17 protein-coding genes are annotated in these 18303 nt (G+C 67.4%); 5 read left to right on the forward strand and 12 right to left on the reverse strand.

Annotated elements, in window-relative coordinates:
* Positions 1–61: 61 nt before the first annotated feature.
* From BKK80_RS36615 to BKK80_RS22335, 3 genes are read right to left on the reverse strand one after another with little or no spacing between them, the layout of a single operon-like run.
* Positions 62–880, reverse strand: coding sequence for a hypothetical protein (locus BKK80_RS36615; protein WP_157903312.1), 819 nt, complete (start codon positions 878–880; stop codon positions 62–64).
* On the reverse strand, positions 867–2024 hold the full coding sequence (locus BKK80_RS22330; protein ID WP_157903313.1) for a hypothetical protein: 1158 nt from the start codon (positions 2022–2024) through the stop codon (positions 867–869). Before BKK80_RS22330 ends, BKK80_RS36615 begins: the two co-directional genes overlap by 14 nt.
* The gene (locus BKK80_RS22335; protein WP_071071345.1) at positions 2021–4675 is read right to left on the reverse strand and encodes a type VI secretion system Vgr family protein; all 2655 of its coding nucleotides are present in this window, start codon (positions 4673–4675) and stop codon (positions 2021–2023) included. The genes BKK80_RS22330 and BKK80_RS22335 overlap by 4 nt, the downstream gene beginning before the upstream one ends.
* Positions 4676–4776: 101 nt before the next feature.
* Between BKK80_RS22335 and BKK80_RS36620 the strand changes: the two genes are divergently transcribed.
* On the forward strand, positions 4777–5139 hold the full coding sequence (locus BKK80_RS36620) for a hypothetical protein (RefSeq protein WP_157903314.1): 363 nt from the start codon (positions 4777–4779) through the stop codon (positions 5137–5139).
* A 174-nt stretch (positions 5140–5313) separates the two neighbouring features.
* On the opposite strand, the gene BKK80_RS22345 is transcribed toward BKK80_RS36620, so the two are convergent.
* Positions 5314–5895, reverse strand: a complete 582-nt coding sequence (locus tag BKK80_RS22345; protein ID WP_231908175.1) for a hydrolase — start codon at positions 5893–5895, stop codon at positions 5314–5316.
* A gap of 101 nt (positions 5896–5996) precedes the next feature.
* Between BKK80_RS22345 and BKK80_RS22350 the strand changes: the two genes are divergently transcribed.
* Complete coding sequence (locus BKK80_RS22350; protein ID WP_071071349.1) at positions 5997–6746, forward strand: TetR/AcrR family transcriptional regulator; 750 nt, start codon at positions 5997–5999, stop codon at positions 6744–6746.
* A 106-nt stretch (positions 6747–6852) separates the two neighbouring features.
* On the opposite strand, the gene BKK80_RS22355 is transcribed toward BKK80_RS22350, so the two are convergent.
* Positions 6853–8265, reverse strand: coding sequence for a serine hydrolase domain-containing protein (locus BKK80_RS22355; RefSeq protein ID WP_071071351.1), 1413 nt, complete (start codon positions 8263–8265; stop codon positions 6853–6855).
* A 223-nt stretch (positions 8266–8488) separates the two neighbouring features.
* Between BKK80_RS22355 and BKK80_RS22360 the strand changes: the two genes are divergently transcribed.
* Entirely contained in the window at positions 8489–9442 is a 954-nt protein-coding gene (locus tag BKK80_RS22360; protein WP_071071353.1) for an alpha/beta hydrolase, read from the forward strand.
* A gap of 84 nt (positions 9443–9526) precedes the next feature.
* On the opposite strand, the gene BKK80_RS22365 is transcribed toward BKK80_RS22360, so the two are convergent.
* From BKK80_RS22365 to BKK80_RS22375, 3 genes are all read right to left on the reverse strand, one after another.
* Entirely contained in the window at positions 9527–9943 is a 417-nt protein-coding gene (locus BKK80_RS22365; RefSeq protein ID WP_071016952.1) for a hypothetical protein, read from the reverse strand.
* A gap of 87 nt (positions 9944–10030) precedes the next feature.
* Positions 10031–10711, reverse strand: coding sequence for an HAD family hydrolase (locus BKK80_RS22370; protein ID WP_071071355.1), 681 nt, complete (start codon positions 10709–10711; stop codon positions 10031–10033).
* A gap of 88 nt (positions 10712–10799) precedes the next feature.
* Positions 10800–11561, reverse strand: a complete 762-nt coding sequence (locus tag BKK80_RS22375) for a GntR family transcriptional regulator (protein WP_084545700.1) — start codon at positions 11559–11561, stop codon at positions 10800–10802.
* An 89-nt stretch (positions 11562–11650) separates the two neighbouring features.
* On the opposite strand from BKK80_RS22375, the gene BKK80_RS22380 reads away from it, so the two are divergent.
* Together BKK80_RS22380 and BKK80_RS22385 are read left to right on the forward strand one after the other, a co-directional pair.
* On the forward strand, positions 11651–12421 hold the full coding sequence (locus BKK80_RS22380; protein ID WP_071071357.1) for an SDR family NAD(P)-dependent oxidoreductase: 771 nt from the start codon (positions 11651–11653) through the stop codon (positions 12419–12421).
* A gap of 76 nt (positions 12422–12497) precedes the next feature.
* Positions 12498–13688, forward strand: a complete 1191-nt coding sequence (locus tag BKK80_RS22385) for an acyl-CoA dehydrogenase family protein (protein WP_071071358.1) — start codon at positions 12498–12500, stop codon at positions 13686–13688.
* A 31-nt stretch (positions 13689–13719) separates the two neighbouring features.
* Here the strand turns inward: BKK80_RS22385 and BKK80_RS22390 are convergent, their stop codons facing one another.
* From BKK80_RS22390 to BKK80_RS22405, 4 genes are all read right to left on the reverse strand, one after another.
* Complete coding sequence (locus BKK80_RS22390) at positions 13720–14835, reverse strand: AAA family ATPase (RefSeq protein WP_232346464.1); 1116 nt, start codon at positions 14833–14835, stop codon at positions 13720–13722.
* A 302-nt stretch (positions 14836–15137) separates the two neighbouring features.
* Positions 15138–15638: an enolase C-terminal domain-like protein gene (locus BKK80_RS22395; RefSeq protein ID WP_071071361.1), complete on the reverse strand. Its 501-nt coding sequence runs from the start codon at positions 15636–15638 to the stop codon at positions 15138–15140.
* 183 nt (positions 15639–15821) lie between these two features.
* Positions 15822–16379 carry a hypothetical protein gene (locus tag BKK80_RS22400; protein ID WP_157903315.1) on the reverse strand — a complete coding sequence of 186 codons (558 nt, stop codon included), beginning with the start codon at positions 16377–16379 and terminating at the stop codon, positions 15822–15824.
* Between the two features lie 72 nt (positions 16380–16451).
* Positions 16452–18260 carry a peptidoglycan D,D-transpeptidase FtsI family protein gene (locus BKK80_RS22405; protein ID WP_071071365.1) on the reverse strand — a complete coding sequence of 603 codons (1809 nt, stop codon included), beginning with the start codon at positions 18258–18260 and terminating at the stop codon, positions 16452–16454.
* Positions 18261–18303: the final 43 nt, after the last annotated feature.

The following is an 18303-nucleotide window of genomic DNA, read 5'->3' on the forward strand; positions in this document are numbered from 1 at the left end:
ACGAGCCAACCCCAACGGGCTAAGCACGACGTTGCAAGCGAACGGCAAGCTGCAAGGCGTGTCATTCCCCGACCCAGGTCCATAAGACCCTGGCTTCCTGCGCTGGCGAGCCGATCCCGACGGAAAGCATCGGCTGCCCCTTTTGGACCCGTTGGGCATAGGCCTCGTGGCGCTTGAAATACTCGGCATTGGGCACATCGTGCGGAATCGTCGGCTTCCACAGGCCCGACCGTGGTGCTGGTTGCCGGCTTCGGCATTGGGGCACGCGGCGCGCGCGCTCCATGGTTTCTTCCGGGGTCATCCAGGCGCGCTCGATGAGGACCGGCCCCAGGTACTTTGCCTCCCGCTCTGCACGTGAGTCCAACGTAGAATAGGCTTCGTCCTTAAAATAATTCAGAAGCACGGTGACCGGATAGCAGGAAACTGGGTCCATGCCAACCTCGTACTCAAAATTAATATAGGGTTGCCTGTCCAGGTTGATCGCCACGTAGTTTTCTGCTCGCTGCAACTGCAGCTGTTCCTCCAGTGCTTGCTTATCGATGCCTGCTAATCGTTTTCTTACCCCAATGTAAAAACGAATCACGGAATTAGATGATCCGTTTTCTGGTTTGGCTAGTCTGATTTTAATCGATACTCCGTTCAGCTCCGGTCTAGTATAAGTAAACTCATTGTGATGTTTGCCGTGAAATATTAGTTCTCCAAAGATCTCTTTTTCCTCATCAAACGGCGCAGCGTCCCGCACCAGCCGAATGCCGGTCTTGGCAATCTCCAGGTACAGCGCAACCTGCTCCGGGGTCAGATGATTGAGGTCTTCGGGCTTCGGCGTATGAAGCAGCGGCTGGCCGCACCAGGGGGCGGCATCGGCACTACAGGCTGGCATCGGGCTGTTCTCCTGCACGGAGGTCGTAGAAGCGGTTGCAGCGATCGGGCTCAGGCAGAGCACGAGCCAACCACAGTTGACTAACCACGAAATCGCACGCGAACGCATCGTCCTCCCAGGGGCGGATCCGGTATCCCACAGTGCTGGGCAACTGCTTGTAGTCGATCGGCCGTCCGTTCCTGCCGACGCGGAGGAGCAGTTCGGCCGCCTGCTTGTCGCAGATTTCCAGTTCGCGCTGATATTCAGCCAGTTGGCCTTGAGCATTGGACTGTTTCTCCAGATCTCGGATTTGCGTGACTAGCAGGGCGTAGTAGTACCCGATCACCATGCGCTTGATGGCAACGCGCGAAGTCGGTTCGTCGGGGAGCGGAGCGGTATCAGCGATACTGGGAAGAGATTTTTTGAAAATTTCCGGGAATACCGTCTGCAATAGCGCAAGACCCGGGTAATCCATCGGGAACTGCTTCACCATCGCCAACATCCAGAAGAACTGCTGGGCGTGCCGCGCCTCGTGATACAAGGTTGCGGCCAGCAGGGCCAGCTTCAGATCCCGGCTACTTGGCTCCCGGCTTTTGCAAATTTCCTCGATCAGTGAAGGATTGATTTGCAATTCCCAGTACTTGTAGTCGAGCGTGCCGGCTGCTGACGTCTGCTTCTTATCGTCGAAAAAGGCAATGGCAGGGATTGCCGGCGCCGGTAGCCGAAACGCCGTGGCTTGTAACGCAGCCTCTACAATGGGAACTATCGCCTCAATAAACGCATCTGTCTGTTTTCCAGTTACCGGCCAAGTCATCCTTATCCCGCTTGGCTTTGCCTTAGCCCTCAACCCTTCACGCCCAGCCGGCAAAAACGGCCCCTTCGCCCCAGGGATCGCCGGCCATTCGATGCCGAACGTCAACAGCGCCTGCATCGCATCCGTATAAGCCTCTGCCACCGGATACCGGTACTTGTGGAGACCTCCATCGGTGGCAGGCTCGGCCAGCCGCATCCCGAAGGTATAGGGTTCGCACAGGGCATAGCGGGGAGGCCTGCCTTCGGTGGTCAGTTGATCCGTGTCGAGCGGCATGGGCTTGCCGCCGATGGTGCGGGTTGGCGGGTTCTTGGCTTGTGGCCGCTTCTCGGCCTCGGGTGCGGATGGGGTCATTTCGGGGTGATCACCATCTGGGTCAGTACGGCGATGACGCTGTTCGGATCCGTATTGCGCAGGATTTCGATCTTGGCGATCTCGCTGGCGTTGCTGGTGGCTAATTCCGTTTCACCGTGGGCATTCGTCTTTCCCTCGATGACGCGGCCGCTGGTCAAGGTGATGCGATAGCACTGATTCACCAGGCGGGTGCCTGCGTGGTGGTCCGCCAGCACGAAATGCTCGACTTGCCGAAAGTCTCCATCGGGCATGACGGGTATCGCCTGCCCGGCGGTCTTCGGCCCTGGCATGGCGTGACTGGCGGCGTGAGCCGTCCATGTGCCTGCGGTGCCGAGTTCGATGCCGCTTTCGTTCAGGCGTACATAGCTGCCATTGCCGACGATCAGCACTTCCTTGGCGGCAGTGATCTCGACGCGGTCCTGCGCGCTGATGAGTCTCAGCACCTTCTGCGCGATGATCTCGATGGCGTCGTTCTGTGCCTGGATCTCGATCTTGCCTTTGGCGGCAAACAGCCGCATTCCCGCTTTGTGTGCGAACAGCACGATGCGGTCCATGGCGCTGGCTAACAGGCTTTTGGCGGTGGCCAATGACAGATGTTCTCCCGTCGTCAAGGCAGTGTGCCCTTGGCTGTGCAGGTGAATGTCCTGCGCGGCGGTGGCGGCGATCGCGGCCGGGGCCGCCAGCACCAGGTGTGGCGCGGCGAATTCTCCTTGTTCGCCTTGCCCTTGCAGGGTGTCGTGCTGTGCCGCCAGGGCCTTGGCTACATCCAATTGCTCGGATGCCTGGGCGCCCAGGTGGTCGGCGGCGTCACCCAATGCCTGGTGGACTTGGCAGGCGCCAGCCAGCCGCTTTGTCGTCTCGAAGATATCCTTGTGATAGCTGACCGCGTTCGGCCGCACTTCGGCAGTCAGCAGCATGCCGGAGCCAGCGCGCAGCACGCCCCAAGCATCGGTGCGCAGCTCGTATCCCTCGCCGCGCTTCTCGCGTCGCCCGCTGTGATCGGCCACTCGCACGATATGGCCCATGCTGAGCATCGTGGCCTGGTGGTCGCTGCCGATCTGGGTCTGGATCTGGCCCTGGGTGTCGTCTTGCAGGAAGGTGTTGTGGCGCTCGCCGAACAGTTCCTTGCTGCGGAATCCTGACAGCGCGTGCTGGTCGGGCAGGTGCCATGGCGACTGGTTGACACGGTTCGCCAGCCGCCCGGTGACGAGCGGGCAGTCCGGATCGCCGTGCGTGAAATGGACAATGACCTCCTGCCCGATACGCGGCAGGTGGCTGGCGCCGTACTGATCCCCTTGCCAGGCCTGTGCCACGCGCACCCAGCATGAGCTGTTGGCATTGCGCTGGCCGATCCGGTCCCAGTGGAACTGGATCTTGACGCGGCCGAACTCATCGACCCAGAGTTCCTGTTCATCCGGCCCCACGACCGTGGCGGTATGCGGGCCGAAGGCGAGCGGCTTTGGCAGGGTGAGGTCGGGCCGGAAAATCTCGGTGCTCGACTGGGCCTGGAAGGCGGCCACACAATGCCACGAGTGACCCTGGCCGGAGGCCTCGGCCACGTCTTCCAGTGTCAGTTCCGTGGCGATGACCAGGTACTCGCGGTTGGCGGCGGCCTGGGCAAAGCCTTGGAGGGCGAAAGTGGTACCCGCCACAATGCATCGCACATTACCGGCGCCGGCGACGCGGCTGCCGTGCTGCCGGATCGCTTCCATGCGGATACGGGCAAGCATGTCGCCTTCGCGCCAGGGATCGTTGCCCGTGGCAGGCTGGGCATGGTCGCCAGGATAGCGGTAGATCTCTCCGCCGGCATGGGCCGTGTCGCGCGGATCGTCCGTGGCCACGGCCAGGTCGGCCCTCGGCTTGACGAAGTCGTAGTCATTGCTGCACCACTTGCCGGAAACCAACTGGTCATGCACGTGAAAGTCGTACAGGTGTTCGGCGTCGGCGCGGTCCGGCGAGGGACGCCAGAGGAGCGTGTGATAAGCAGGGCTGGCGCAGCGACGGAATGCTCCATTGCCATCGGTCAGTACCAGTCGGTGGCGGCGTTCCGAATGCGCGAAGAAGAAGGTAATCCCCCATTCTTCAGTGAGGCGCTTGAAGAAGGCGTAGTCGGTTTCACCGTACTGGACCTGATATTCGCGCTTGGGATAGCGCGCAACGTCCAGGCGATTGTCCACCGGGAATATGTAGTCCGCCAGCAGCTCGCTCAGGATCTCTACAACAGTCTTCTGCTGGAAGAGCCTGTAGTCGGAGGTGAGCGTCGCCAGGAACAGCCATGGCTGCAGCGTGAGGCGATAGACATAGTGCCGCCCTTCTGAGATCGGCCCGATGACCTGGGTAACGATGCCGGTGATCTCCCTCGTGCCGGCACCGACGTTGCCGGCAAGGCCCCTGCCGTAGCCCTCCAGTTGAATCTCCAGCGTCAGTTCCTTGCCCTGGAGGGACGGCAGATCGAGGTTCGCTGCCGGCCCACCGGGGCCCCACTGAGTATCGGGGGTCTTGAGATCGATGTCGTAGGAGAACAGGTCGTTCAAGCTTTCCTTGCCCGTGACGCGTGCAACTGTCAAGGTGGCTTGTTCGAGAATCTCGGACAACCCGTCACTACGCAGGGTGACGGTGCGGGGACTCAAGAACGGCAGTCGATGGCTCATGCGGTGGCGCTCCAGCGAGAGTCAAAAGGACTAGCGAAGGGTCCGCACATACCGATGCATCAAGCAGGGTCAAGCACGGGATAGGCAAGGAGGCTACCCCGGTGAAAGCGAGATTCCTATTGGATGATTCCGGAAACGGCCTATTTCAGCAAACACTCGCTGTTTTGCGGAATCAGCCGACGGAGGATTCTTGGTATGACGGCTGGCATGTCGTTCGCCACCCGGTCGAGCAACCGGCCGCGCGTCATGGCCGCTTGCGCCGGGTCGTTGTCGAAGGCGATGGTGACTTCGGGCTGGGCCAGCTGCATGTGCGGGAAGTGGACGATGTCGCCCCAGACCAGCAGCGCGTGCGCGCCGTCGCCGAGCAGATAGCCGGCATGGCCGGGTGTGTGGCCGGCAGCGGCACGGCCTGGATGCCCGGCAGGATCGCTTCCTGGCAGAACGGCACCGGCTTGTCGCCGTAGGCGTCCAACGCGTTGCGGGCTACGTCGAAGAAGGGGCGGAAGGCGTCCGGTGCGCTGGTGTAGACGGAGATGGCATCGTCGCGCCGGAAGGCGAGTTCGATCTCGTGCACGAGCAGTTGCTGCACGTTGGGCGGGCTGCGCAGGGCCGGCGCGGCGATTGCCCGCCGCCCGCCCTCATTCCGCCAGGGCTTCCAGCACCTCGCCGGACTGCCGCACCCGGCCCAGCCGCGGGAAGATGAAGTCCAGCGATGCCTGGTGCTGCTCCGTCGCGGCGCAGCTCATGGCGTCTTCGACCAGCACCAGCGAGTAGCCGAGTTCGTACGCGGCGCGGGCCGTCGACTCGACGCCGATATTGGTCGAGATCCCGCCGAGCACGATGGTCTGGATGCCACGGCGCCGCAGTTGCAGGTCGAGCTCGGTGCCGTGGAAGGCGTTCCACTGGCGCTTCGTGATCTGGATGTCGCGCGCTTCCGGCGCGAGTTCGGCGGGGTAGTCCCACCAGTTCGCCGGCAGGCCGCCGGGGGGCAGCGGCGTGGGCTGGTCGATGGGCTGCTTGAGCGCGTCGCCGAAGTCTGCGCTCCAGCCGACCCGGACCAGCACGACGGGCGCGTTCACTGCGCGGAAGCGCCTGGCCAGCGTGGCCGCGGTGGCGACGACGGCACTGCCGGGGCGCGGCGCCTTGCCGAAGCCAAGGATGCCTTGCTGGAGATCGATCAGGACGAGGGCGGTGGTGTTGGGGTCGAGTTTCGGCAGCACGATGCGGCTCCGTGAAGGGGGAGAAGGCGCCTGGCGTGGCGCCTGGGTGGGGATGGCTTGCTGGTATATTGTGAGGGTATGCTCACAAATAGTATATGAGGATGAACTCACAAAAGTCAACGCAGAAGCCAACGCCGCTACCGGGTGAGCCCAAGGCGCCGCGCCGCGCGCGCGGCCATGCGCGCGTCGCCACCTTGCTGGAAGCCGCCAGCGCCGAGTTTGCCGACAAGGGGTTCGAGGCCACGACGATGACGGCGATCGCCGCGCGCGCGCAGTCGTCGATCGGTTCGCTCTACCAGTTCTTCCCGACCAAGGAGCAGGTCGCCGCGACACTGCTGGAGCAGTACGTGGGCGAGCTGGAAGCGGTGCTCGACAGATTGCGCGAGGAGGTGCCGTCGCTCGACGTGGCCATCGTGGCGGGGCGGCTGGCGACGCTGTTCCTGGCCTTCCGCGCCACGCATCCGGCCTTCGTGGCGCTGGCCGATGTGCCGGCCCTCGTTTCGGCCGAGGCGACGGGCGCGGCCGGCGTACGCGAGCGCATGCGCGGCGGCATCGCCGCGGTGCTGGCGGCCCTCGCGCCGGGTTTGCCGGCGCCGGAGGCCTGGTTGCGCGCGGTGATCGTCCAGCACCTGATGAAGGCGGCCGTCACGTTGGGACTGGATGCGACGGTGGATGATCCCGGCGCGGCGATGGCCGAGTTCCAGCGCGTGGTCCAGGGCTACCTGGAGGATGCGATGGCGGCCGGCCGCGCCGCGCAGGCCGGCGCCGCGCGGCGCGGCGCGGCATCCAAGGGGCGCGCCGCGTCAGGGGGGGGCGCGAGGCGCCAGGGCAAGTCGGGCGAGTCGGCTTGAAGATAGCGTTGGGGCCGTGCTGTGGCCTTCGGCGCCATCCACGTGCGACGCCGTGCGGCAGCTATGCGTGGCACGGACCTGAGTGCCACGTCGCCCATGGCCGGCTTCAGCGCGAGATGGCCGCGTAGATGGCCTGGATCGCCGCGATGAAGGTTGTCTCGGATTCCAACGACCGGTTGTTGGCCGCCGCGTTGGCCGCCACGCTTCCTGCTTCCGCCGTGGCGGCGCGCGGGGCCGAATCCGGGCTCGACGAGAACTTCACCACCGTCAGTTCCCGCTTCGGGTTGATGTAGATCTTCTGCCCGAAGCGCCCGCCGGCCTCGACCGAGCCGTCGCTGTCATTGACCTGGTACCAGTAGTCGCCATAGGTGTAGCCGGGCCGGCCGGCCGCGAGACGGCCTTTGGCGAAGCCCGCCTGGTTGGCGCGCGGCCGCAGGGCGCGGCGCACGGCGGCCACCGGCAGGCCCGCGCCGGCATCGCCGGCCTCGGCGCGGCGCACGGCTTCGGCGAAACGGGCCGCGTCGCGCAGCGTCGTGCTGAGGCCGCCGCTGGCCATCTCCGTGCCCAGCGGATCGACCTGGATATAGGCGTCGTCTTCCGCCAGCCTGGACCAGATCCGTTCCTGCGCCAGCTCCGCCCACGATTGCCCGGCGATGCGGCGCAGCGCCCAGGCGACGGCTTCCGGCGATCCGTTCTGGTAGAACCAGTAGTCCGGCGCGGCAGGCGCCTGGGCAGCCGAGACCGTCTTGAGGAACGCGTAGATATTGTCCGGCGCGCCGGCGCGGCGCGGGATCAGCCCGACCGCGCCAAACAGCCCCAGGTCGGGCGGAAGCTCCGGCGCGTAGGCGACCGCCACTTCCATGTCGAGGTTCTTCTGCAGCGTCGCGTCGCCGAAGGGGGTGCCGGCCAGCTCGGGCACGTAGGCGGACAGCCTGGCGTCCGGGTCGAGCCTGCCGTCGACCATCAGCATGGCCGCCATCAGGCCCGTGACCGACTTGGTCATGGAAGCCCAGATGTGCGGCTGCGCCGGTCCGAAACCTTCCAGGTAGCGCTCGAAGACGATGCGGCCCTGGTGCAGCACGATGAAGCCGTCGGTGTGAGTGTCGCGGAGGTAGTCGGCCAGTTTCACCGGCTGCCCGTCCAGCGGGAATTGCAGATCGTCGAGATCACGCGCGGGACGCTCCGGCAGCGGCATGGGCGTGCGGGCATGCCGGAGTCCCGCGGTCGGCGAGGTTTCGCGGGCATGGCGGAAGGACCAGCGCAGATAGGGCGGCAGGAAGGCGTTGGCCTTGTTCACGCGCATCGGCGGCGGAGGAGGAAAGCCCTGCATGACGCCGCCCGCCTGCGGGCCGATCCCATTACCGGCAGTGGCAGTGGGAACGGCAGCGGCAGCGGGATCGGGGGCCGGCGACTGCGCCACCGCCGCCCCGCCAAGCGCCATCAGGAATGCCATGGCGGCCGCTGCCCGGTCCTTGCGCGGCCGATGCGCGCGGCGGCGGGATGTCTTTTCCTTCTCCATGCGTTGTCTCCTCCTGTGCCAAGGACGCTCAGGAGTGTGGGGGGCGGGGATCGGTTCCGGCAATGCGCTCCTGGGCATCGGGCCATAACCGGCGGGAATCCCTCCGCCCGCTTCTCCCTCAACGCGTCGTTGCGGCAAGCGACTGCGGGCACTTCATCATGGAGGAGGCAGCCGACGCCTTCATCGGGCACCTGCTGCCCTTCCTCCAAGGCGGGGTGTGACCATGCCGCTCGATGCCGGGATAGAAGGCCTGCTGCGCCAGTGGGCGGCGGCAGGCGAGAGCGCGGCGCCGGCGGATATCGCGCGCCTGCGCGCCGATACCGATGCCGGCCTGCGCCAGCTGCACGGGCCGCAGGCGAGCGTTGGGCGCGTGGCGGTGTTCGAGGTGCCGGCGCGGGACGGGGCCACGCTGCGCGTGCACGGCTATTGGCCCGAGGCCTGCATGGCGCGCGGCATGGCGCAGCCGGCGCTGGTGTTCGCGCACGGCGGCGGCTGGTGCCTCGGCTCGGCCGAGGTCTACGACAACCCCTGCCGCGAGCTGGCCAACGCGACCGCCAGCGTGGTGCTGTCGGTGGACTACCGGCTCGCGCCGGAGCACCGCTATCCGGTGCCCCTGCACGATGTGTTCGACGCCCTGCGCTGGGTCTTCGACAACGCCGCGCGGCTCGGCCTCGATCCCGGCCGCATCGGCGTGGCCGGCGATAGCGCGGGCGGCAATCTTGCCGCTGCCTCGTGCCTGCTGGCGCGCGACGACGGCCGCATCGCCATCGCCCACCAGCTGCTGATCTATCCGGTGCTGAGCCACCGGATGGATGGCACGTCCTACCAGCGCTTCGGCGAGGGCTACTACCTGACGCGCGAACTGATGCGGTACTGCTTCGCGATGTATCTCGCCGACCCGGGCGACGGCGAGGCCCCGACCGTGTCGCCGCTGCTCGCGCCGCGGCTGCAGGGGCTGCCCGAGGCCACCATCCTGACGGCGGAATTCGATCCGCTGCGCAGCGAGGCGGAGGACTACGGCGCGCGCCTGGCCGCCGCCGGCGTCAAGGCGAGCGTGCGGCAGCTCGATGGCATGATTCATGGCTGCCTCCACATGAAGGGGCTGACGCCCGCGGCCGGCGCGGTGTTCGAGGCGGCGGGGCGGGGCGTGCGGGAGGCCTTCGGGACGCGGCGTTGAGTGAGACGGGAGCCGAGACCGGCTTGATGGCACCGGCTGGCCGATGTACGGCGCGAGTCAGGATGTCCGGGGCCATCCGGTGGTTCAGTCGCTGGCTCTACCGTGCGGGTCCTGATGAAGCGGCGGCATTCGCGCTGGGGCCGGATCGGCCGGCGGCGCAATCTTCATCCGCACGTCTGGCGAGATCTTGCCCTGTCCCCTTTGCTGCGGGATATATGCGCCGGAAAACCCAGGGCCGCCATCGGTGCGCTGGCAGATCACGACGTCCATCGAATTCGGGCCGGGCGTCGGTTCTCCCTGGTGCGTGACGTCGATGCCGCCATGCTTCCGGCACCAGCGCGCGCGCCGCGCGTCGTCTTCCGGCGATGACGGCATGCCCGGCTTCGCGCGGGCGCCGTCCGCCTGCTGGCTGCCGGGGTCCGGGGCCGGCTGGCCCTGTGCCGTGGCCAGCGGGAGCAGGGTGGCGAGCAGGCCGATGATGGCGTGAGGCAGGGAGGACATCCGATCTCCTTCGAGTACGCGGTCAGCGCATGGGCGCAAGCAGGCGGGATGGCGCTGTCCTGTGGCCGGGACGGCGCTGCGCCCGCCTCAGGCCATCCCCACCCCGCCACGGCCGGCAAACCACACCGGCACATGCTCCACCGCCTCATCCAGCCGCCCCAGCAGGCGGAAGCTCATCCCCGCGACTTCCTCGGTCGGTACCTTCAGGTCGGGCACGGTGACCACCCGCATGCCGGCGCGATCCGCCGCGCGCGCGCCGTTCTCGCTGTCTTCGAAGGCCAGGCAGGTGGCCGGCGCAGCCTGCAGCCGGCTGGCGGCGAGCTGGTAGACGGCGGGGTCGGGCTTGCCGCGCGGCACTTCGTTGCCGCCGGCCAGGGCGCGGAAGAAGCCGAGCACGCCGACCTGGTCGAGGCGGGACTCGATCTCCTGGCGGTTCGACGATGAGGCCACGGCGCAGGGGATGCCGGCCTCGGCCAGGGTGGTCAGCAGGGTGTGCGCGCCGGGCTTGAGCGGGAACAGCGGTGTGTCGGTCGGCGCGTGCAGGCGCTGGCGCACGCGCGCCTGGGCCTCGCGGAAGAGGCTTTCGCTGCCGAGCATGGTGGTCAGCATGGCGAAGCATTCGGGCGCGGCGCGGCCGACGATCTCGAGGTAGCGCGCCGGCGCGATGTCGACGCCGAAGTCGCGCGCGACGGACAGCCAGGTGTCCATGATCGTGCGCTCGGAGTCGATCAGCAGGCCGTCCATGTCGAAGATTGCTGCAGAGAACATTGGGTCCAACCGTGAGGCTCGATGGGTTGCGCGGCGCATGGCCGCGAGGGTTTGCCGTGATGCCGCGGCCGCCCTGCCGCGGCCAAGCCTAGCGCTTTGCCGCGCGGGTCGCGGGCGAGGTTGCCGCCGCCCTTGCTGTTTCGACGCCGATGGCTTCCCTGACGTTCCGCACATGGGCCGTTCCCGCCGCATCGGCCGCCTCGGCCCGTCCCGCCAGCACGGCCTCCGCGATCACCCGGTAGTCCCGCAGGCGCAGGGCCTGCAGGGAGCCCAGCCGGTGTTGGGCGTAGACGATGGGCATCTGGATGGCCGGGAACAGGCGCCGCAGTTCGCGGTTGCCGCTCATCTCCAGCAGGGTGCGGTAGAAGCGCCGTCGCGCCGAGGCGAAGGCGGCGCTGTCATGCGCGGCGTCGGCGTCGGCGAGATCGTCGATGGCCTGGCGCAGGGCCGCGGCGCAGTCCGCGTCGGCGCTGCCGCGCGCGGCGCTGCGGGCGAGCAGGCCGGTGATGCGTTCGGCCACGTCGAGCACGTCGAGGGTGTCCTGCGGGCTCAGCGCGCGGATGGCGGCGCTGCGGTGGCGCGGCAGCTCGACGATGCCTTCGGCGGCCAGGCGCTGCAGGGCTTCGCGCACGGAGTTGCGGCCCACGCCGAAGTGGGCGGCGAGGTCGGTTTCGACCAGGCGCTGGCCGGGCACGAAGCGCTGCAGTTCCAGGCCGTTGACGATGCCGTAGAAGACGGTGTCGGAGGCGCTGCCGTCGCCGGCCGGATCGAGCCCGGGGGCGGTGGTGTGGTCGCTGGCCGGACGGGGTTCCTGGGGTGGTGCGGAGGTGGGGAGGCGGCGCGGAGGCATCGGGGCATTGTAGCCGAGGGCCGGATGGGGCTGGCTTCTTCCTATTAAATCGTCCTACAATCTGAGGGAACAATTGTCAGGAGGCAGGCATGCCGGTGGTGTCGGAGCAACTTCGGGGCAAGCGCGCCCTGGTGACGGGGGCGTCGAGCGGGCTGGGGGCGCATTTCGCGCGCGTGCTGGCCGCGCACGGTGCGGAGGTGGTGTTGGCGGCACGCCGGGCGGAGGCGCTGGAGGCGCTGGCGCGCGAGATCGGGGCCGCCGGCGTCGTCGGCGCCGATGGCGCGGTGCGCTGCGTGGCGCTGGATGTGACCGATGCGGCATCGCGTGCCACGCTGGCCGACGCGGCCGGGCCGGTGGATATCCTGGTCAACAATGCCGGGGTGGCGCGCGAGGGCGCGGCCCTGCGCCATCCGGAGGCCGACTGGGATGCGGTGATGGACACCAACCTCAAGGGCCTGTTCTACGTGGCGCAGGCGCTGGCGCCCGGCATGCGCGAGCGCGGCGGCGGCAGCATCGTCAACGTGGCGTCCATCCTGGGGCTGCGGCAGGCCGGCGGGGTGGTGTCCTACGCGGTGTCCAAGGCCGGCGTGGTGCAGCTGACCAAGACGCTGGCGCTGGAGTGGGCGCGCTATGGCATCCGCGTCAATGCGCTGGCACCCGGCTACTTCGACACCGACATCAACCGCGGCCTGTGGGAGACCGAAGCCGGCAAGGCGATGATCCAGCGCATTCCGCAGCGGCGCCTGGGGCAGCTGGAGGACCTGGACGGTCCGTTGCTGCTGCTGGCTTCCGACGCCTCGCGCTACATGACCGGCTCGGTGCTCGCCGTCGATGGCGGTCACCTGGTCAACACGCTCTGAGCCGGGATAGGACCCGATCTCCGCTCCCCCATCCCTGTTTCCTATCGTGAAGACAGACATCGAGAGAAGGACAGCCATGTTCACCCCTTGCCCCACCGAACGCAGCCGCATCATCGCGGACCGTGTCGAAGCCTTTGTGCGCGACGTCGTCATTCCCTACGAGCGCGATGCGCGCCTGGGCGCGCACGGTCCCTCCGAGGACCTGGTGCACGAGCTGCGCGCCAAGGCGCGCGCGGCCGGCGTGCTGACGCCGCATATCCTGGCCGACGGCAGCCACCTGAACCAGCTCGAGACGGCCGCCGTGCTCAAGCGCTCGGGCCTGTCGCCGCTGGGCCCGGTGGCGGTCAATACGATGGCGCCCGACGAGGGCAATATGTTCCTGCTGGGCAAGGTGGGCACGCCCGCGCAGAAGCAGCGCTTCCTCGAACCGCTGGTGCGCGGCGAGGCGCGCTCGGCCTTCTTCATGACCGAGCCGGCCGAGGAGGGTGGCGCCGGGTCCGATCCGTCGATGCTGCAGACCACCGCCGTGCTCGACGGTGATACCTGGGTGGTCAACGGCCGCAAGATGTTCATCACCGGGGCGGAAGGCGCCGCGGTGGGCATCGTGATGGCGCGCACCGGCAGCCTGGACAAGGTGCAGGCGACCATGTTCCTGGTCGACCTGCCGCATCCCGCCATCCGCATCGAGCGCGTGCTCGATACCATCGACAGCTCGATGCCGGGCGGCCATGCGCTGATCGCCATCGATAAGCTGCGCGTGCCGCAGGACCAGGTGCTGGGCGAGGTCAACGAAGGGCTGCGCTATGCCCAGGTGCGGCTGTCGCCGGCGCGGCTGTCGCACTGCATGCGCTGGTTCGGCGCCACCGCGCGCGCCCATGAGATCGCCGCCGGCTACGCCACCACGCGCAAGGCCTTCGGCAAGCTGCTGATCGACCATGAAGGCGTGGGCTTCATGCTGGCCGACAACCTGATCGACCTGCAGCAGGCCGCGCTGATGATCGACTGGTGCGCCGGCGTGCTCGACGGCGGCTCGCTGGGCACCGCCGAAAGCTCGATGGCCAAGGTGGCGGTGTCGGACGCGTTGTTCCGCGTGGCCGACCGCTGCGTGCAGATCCTGGGCGGCCTGGGCGTGTCGCGCGATACGGTGGTCGAGCAGGTGTTCCGCGAAGTGCGCGCCTTCCGCATCTACGACGGCCCGACCGAGGTGCACAAGTGGTCGCTGGCGAAGAAGCTCAAGCGCGAGTTGCTGGCGGGGACGGGGCATTGAGGGGGGCTTGCCCCTTCCCGTCCCCACGGCGCTAGCGGATTTCCGGCTCGGCCGCAGGCGGCCATTGTCCTGTCGCCTGCAGTTCGCCGAACCATGCGTGCATGGCGGCATCGTCCGCCGAGTACTCCCCTCGTGCCGACTTCCAGATCAGCGCCGGCGTCCGCGCCCGCAGGCTTTCGAGCGCGGCCTGCACTTTCTGCGCGGTGATGCTGAGACCGGCGCACTGCTGGCGGTAGAACGCCAGCGCGTCTGCATCATAGGGACGGAAATTCTGGCCGACGGCCAGGATGCGCCACAGCACGGCTTGCTCCAGCGGCTTCAGGCCCAGGTAGTCTGAGCGCATCTGCGCCGCATCTTGCGCCCGCTTTTCCTTTGCCGCGGCCAGCACGCCTTGCTCGAACCCCTCGCCGCTCGTGGACTCCAGGGGGTTCAAGGCTTGGCCGATGGCTGCGTGGAAGAACTGGGGGCGCTGGCCGAAGAGCTGGAAGGCTTCGAGCAGCGTGAGGTGGTCGACGGGTTTCAGCTCAGGCCGCTGGGCTTCGATCAGCGCGGTCACATGGTCGACATAGCCCTTGCCCAGCGTTGGCATCTTGTGGATGGACGAACCGTAGAACGGCGCTCCATTGGTATTGACCAGGCGTAGCAGCTTGTCGCGATCCGAGCCGGACATGACCAGCATGAGGGCGACCTCCGCGGGCGTATTGAGCTGGTCGCGCGCTGACTTCAGCGCTGCCATGGCCGTCTCCCCCGCCTCGCTGGTCAGGGCATGCTGTGCTTCGTCGATGATCAGCGCGATGGGGCGTCCGGCGGTTTCGTGCAAGGTGCGCAGTGCCTGGACCAGGGTTGTGCCGTCGATCTTCCCAATACCCGAGGTGTCGACCTTGAGCGTGCCGGCGATGGTCACGCTTGCCAGGCCGGCCTTCCTGGCGGTTTTCGCCACGACGCCCAGATGCTGTTGGAGTTCGCGCGCAATGGCTTCGGCGATCAGGTCGCCCGGGTCGCGGCGCTGGTCGGACCAGAGATCGGTGTAGATCACGAGCACGTTGCGTGACGCCAGTTCGGGTTTGAGATCGTGTTGCAGGAACATCGACTTGCCCGTGCGGCGGGGTGCGGCCAGGAACAGCCCGTTCTGGGCGTCGCCGAACACAGCCCTGCCTTCGAGCTGGTCCGCCAGCTCTGCCGCCAGCGATGGCCGTGCGAAGTAGAGCATGCTTTTATCCTCTTTTATCCAAGGTTCAATAATTTATTATTCTGAGGATAAAAGTCAATAAATGCATTGTTAAGTTATCTATAAGGCATATTTATGCGATGCGGCCCTTTGCCCGACGAGGAGCCAAGGGGGCAGTGCACGGATCGGGGCGCCAGCCGGGGCGGCGGCTGCCTTCCCCTGTCCGCCCTGCCTCAGGCCCCCGCGCCGAATACCCGCCGAATACCCGCTGCATCACCCCCTCAGGCCTCCCCATGCCCCTCGAAGCCGATGCCAGGCGCCTGCGGCAGCTTCGCCATGCCGGCGTCGACACAGCTGCCGTCGGCCGCGCCGCGGAAGGGCGCGAAGGCGAGTGGATTGACCTCCGCCCCCCAGCCCCAGGGCTGCCACCACGTGCAGCGCGAACAGGTGCCGCCGTGCGGCCAGAAGGCGTGGCGCGGCCAGCCGCCGGTGGCGAGGCGGGCGTCGAGGATGCGCAGGTGGCCCGGCAGGCCGTAGCAGTGCGCCGGGTCGAACACCAGCACGCCGTGCGCGCGGCGCAGGCCGCCGTGGCGGTCGAACAGGTGAGCCTCGGCGTCCGAGAAGAGGGCCTCGCCGGCGGCGATGGGATGAGGGTGACACGCGGCCACAGCGGCCTGGGTGTCAAAGTCGAGCGGGTCGCAGAGGTCCTCGAACCACCAGAGTCCGTACTCACATAGCGCATCGGCCGCGGCCGGCGCGGTGTCGGCGCGATAGCTGTTCATGGCGTCCAGCGCCAGACAGGCGCTGCCGGCCAGGCGGGCGGCCGTCGCGCACCGCGTCGGTGGTGATGGCGAGCAGGTTGGTGGTCAGGCCGCCGGCGGGCAGGAGGGATCGTCGTAGCGTGAGACCGGGATGGGGTGCTCGCGGATCTCGGTGATGCGCATCGGAGCCCTCGGGTCCGGAGGCTAGGTCGCTCGGGCGCGTCCAAGCAGAGCGGTCACCGTTGCGGCTGGGACATGGAATGACTTCAGTGCTAGTGATGCCGGCGAGCGGGCTCTGGCGAGGTGGGTCGTGATTTGGACGTTGGCACCGATGGTGCTCCCCTGGGTAAGGATCTCCCCGACCCTGGCCTTGGGGATCAGGAAGAACACGTACGGCGCATCGTCCAGGTACTGATTCGGATAGCGCATGTCCTTTTCGCCGACGAGAACGAGGAAGTCGAAGCTTTTCCCCTTGTCTTTCCAGCCGAGGGGTTTGCTCCAGTTCCAGCGCCTGGTTGCCGCTCGCGCGACCGGTGTGTTCAGTTTGCTGAATTTCACCTCGACGGTGACGGAGCCACCCACGACGATATCGTGCTCAGCCGCAAAGTCCGTCAGTTCTCCGCCTGTAAGGTCGGCGACCAGCGTTTCCCCCTTCATGCCCTGCAGGACGGCCGTATGCATGCGCAGGAAGGACAGCTCGCTTTCCAGCGCAGAGACGCGCGCCCGTAGCGCGCGGTTCTCGGTTTCCAGGTCGCTTGTCATGATCGTCACGATGGGCACGCATGGGAGCGGGGGCGCCTGGCGTGGCCGGCCCGGCCACGCGGGGATCCTGCTTCAGGCGTGGCCGCCCAGCGGCCCGCCGGGCTTGCCGGCCGGCAGGTTGTCCTGCGGCATGTCGGTCGGCGCCGCCAGGATGGCGCCGGGCTTGAACGGCAGGTCGGGACGGATGCCCAGCAGCGGCAGCGCCTGCGAGGCGATCTCGGCGAAGGCCGGGCCGGCGGCCTGGCCGCCGAAGTGCTGCGAGGCCTTGGGTTCGTCGATGGACACGGCGATCACCAGGCGCGGCGCGGACAGCGGCGCGAGGCCGACGAAGGAGGCGCGGTACTTGGAGTGGTCGTAGCCGTGGGCGCCGGCCTTGTAGGCGGTGCCGGTCTTGCCGCCGATGCTGTAGCCGTCGACCTGGGCGGTGGTGGCGGTGCCGCCCACGCTGACCACGCCGGCCAGCATCTGGCGCATCTCGGCGGCGGTCTTGCTGTCGATCACGCGCACGCCCTTGGTTTGCGCGGCGGGGTCGCCCTGGAGGATGGTGATCGGGGCCAGCATGCCGTCGTTGGCGAAGATGGTGTAGGCGCGCGCGAGCTGGAACAGCGAGGCCGAGATGCCGTAGCCGTAGGCCATGGTGGCCTGTTCGATGGGGCGCCATTTCTTGAACGGCCGCACGCGGCCGGTGACCGCGCCGGGGAAGCCGAGCTTGGGCGCCTGGCCCAGGCCGATCTCGGTGAACATGTCCCACATCTCTTCGGCGTGCAGCATCGTCGAGACCTTGGTCATGCCGATATTGCTGGACTTCTGGATCACGCCGGCCGCCGTCAGCACGCCGTTGGCGCTGTCGTCGGTGATGGTGGCGCCCTCGAACACGTAGCGGCCCGGGCCGGTGTCGATCAGGGTGGCAGGCGTGAGGCGGTGCAGGTCCAGCGCCAGCGCCATGGTGAAGGGCTTGAGGATGGAGCCCGGCTCGAACACATCGGTGAAGACGCGGTTGCGCAGCTGCTCGCCGGTCAGGTGCTCGCGGTCGTTGGGGTTGTAGGTGGGCAGGTTGGCCAGCGCCAGCACCTGGCCGGCCTTGACGTCGATCACCACCGCCATGCCGGCCTTGGCGCCGGTGCGCTCCAGCGCGTTCTTCAGCGCCTGGTAAGCGACGTACTGCACGCGCGTGTCGAGCGTCAGGCGGACGTCGGCGCCCACGCGCGCCGGCGTGGAATCGTCCAGGTCCTCGATGGTGTGGCCGATGCGGTCCTTGATGACGTGGCGCACGCCCGAGCGGCCTTCGAGCTGGGTTTCCTCGCCCAGTTCCATGCCTTCCTGGCCCTTGTCCTCGACATTGGTGAAGCCGACCACGTGGGCGGTCACTTCGCCTTCGGGGTAGAAGCGCTTGTACTCGCTGCTTTCGTAGACGCCCGGAATGCCGAGCGCCTCGATCTGCTTGCCGACCTCGGGCGAGACCTGGCGCTTGACGTAGACGAACTTGCGCTCGCCGATCAGCTTGCTGCGCAGTTCGTGCACCGGCATCTCGAGCAGCTTGCCGGCCTGGGCCAGCTGCTGGTCGGGCAGGTCGGCGGGGACTTCGGCGGGCACCGCCCAGATGGTGCGCATGGGCAGGCTGGTGGCCAGCACGTGGCCGTCGCGGTCCTCGATCTTGCCGCGCACGGCGGGCATCACGATGGCGTGCTCGTAGCGCTTTTCGCCCTGGGCGATGAAGAAGCTGTTGCCGGGGCCGGCGATCCAGAAGGCGCGGGAGACCAGTCCGCCGAAGGCGAGGGTGATGAAGCCGACCACCAGCTTGGAGCGCCAGAGCGATGTACGGGTCTGCAGCACGGGGCTGGCTGAGAACTTGACGTTCCTGTTCGGGCGGTTCCTGTGCATGGCGATCGCGGGGAGGCGGCTACGGCATTGTATTTTCGCGAGA

The organism is Cupriavidus malaysiensis (assembly GCF_001854325.1).
Classification (GTDB): Bacteria; Pseudomonadota; Gammaproteobacteria; order Burkholderiales; family Burkholderiaceae; genus Cupriavidus; species Cupriavidus malaysiensis.

Bases quoted from the DNA above. Each gene is read 5' to 3' on its own strand.
- BKK80_RS36615 (WP_157903312.1), bottom strand. From the start codon at position 880: ATGCCAGCCTGTAGTGCCGATGCCGCCCCCTGGTGCGGCCAGCCGCTG.
- BKK80_RS22330 (WP_157903313.1), bottom strand. From the start codon at position 2,024: ATGACCCCATCCGCACCCGAGGCCGAGAAGCGGCCACAAGCCAAGAAC.
- BKK80_RS22335 (WP_071071345.1), bottom strand. From the start codon at position 4,675: ATGAGCCATCGACTGCCGTTCTTGAGTCCCCGCACCGTCACCCTGCGT.
- BKK80_RS22350 (WP_071071349.1), top strand. From the start codon at position 5,997: ATGAACTCACAAAAGTCAACGCAGAAGCCAACGCCGCTACCGGGTGAG.
- BKK80_RS22355 (WP_071071351.1), bottom strand. From the start codon at position 8,265: ATGGAGAAGGAAAAGACATCCCGCCGCCGCGCGCATCGGCCGCGCAAG.
- BKK80_RS22360 (WP_071071353.1), top strand. From the start codon at position 8,489: ATGCCGCTCGATGCCGGGATAGAAGGCCTGCTGCGCCAGTGGGCGGCG.
- BKK80_RS22365 (WP_071016952.1), bottom strand. From the start codon at position 9,943: ATGTCCTCCCTGCCTCACGCCATCATCGGCCTGCTCGCCACCCTGCTC.
- BKK80_RS22370 (WP_071071355.1), bottom strand. From the start codon at position 10,711: ATGTTCTCTGCAGCAATCTTCGACATGGACGGCCTGCTGATCGACTCC.
- BKK80_RS22375 (WP_084545700.1), bottom strand. From the start codon at position 11,561: ATGCCTCCGCGCCGCCTCCCCACCTCCGCACCACCCCAGGAACCCCGT.
- BKK80_RS22380 (WP_071071357.1), top strand. From the start codon at position 11,651: ATGCCGGTGGTGTCGGAGCAACTTCGGGGCAAGCGCGCCCTGGTGACG.
- BKK80_RS22385 (WP_071071358.1), top strand. From the start codon at position 12,498: ATGTTCACCCCTTGCCCCACCGAACGCAGCCGCATCATCGCGGACCGT.
- BKK80_RS22395 (WP_071071361.1), bottom strand. From the start codon at position 15,638: ATGAACAGCTATCGCGCCGACACCGCGCCGGCCGCGGCCGATGCGCTA.
- BKK80_RS22400 (WP_157903315.1), bottom strand. From the start codon at position 16,379: ATGACAAGCGACCTGGAAACCGAGAACCGCGCGCTACGGGCGCGCGTC.
- BKK80_RS22405 (WP_071071365.1), bottom strand. From the start codon at position 18,260: ATGCACAGGAACCGCCCGAACAGGAACGTCAAGTTCTCAGCCAGCCCC.